Origin of the sequence: Pauljensenia sp. UMB3104 (genome assembly GCF_030217285.1) — a bacterium.
Taxonomy (GTDB): Bacteria; Actinomycetota; Actinomycetes; order Actinomycetales; family Actinomycetaceae; genus Pauljensenia.
In genome coordinates this window covers 1-234 of sequence record NZ_JASONN010000616.1, presented here as the reverse complement: position 1 = coordinate 234, position 234 = coordinate 1, and the positions used below count along the sequence as shown (strand labels likewise).

The 234-nt window shown below is 73.1% G+C and carries 1 protein-coding gene; it reads left to right on the top strand.

What is annotated here, in order from left to right:
- The coding region (locus tag QP415_RS13005; protein WP_285100352.1) for a four-carbon acid sugar kinase family protein at positions 1-234 on the top strand (234 nt) is incomplete at both ends.

Genomic DNA, 234 nt, shown 5'->3' with positions numbered 1-234 from the left:
CCGCCCGGCGCCCCGTCCTCGTCGTCCTCGACGACGACCCGACGGGCACCCAGTCCGTCGCAGATCTGCCCGTCCTCACCGCATGGGAGGAGGCTGACTTCGACTGGGCCCTCGCGACGGGCTCCCCCGCCGTCTACGTGATGACGAACTCGCGCTCCCTCGCCCCCGCCGACGCGGAGCGCGTCAATCGCGAGGTCGTCGCCTCCGCCCTCGCCTCAGCGAAACGCCTCGGCA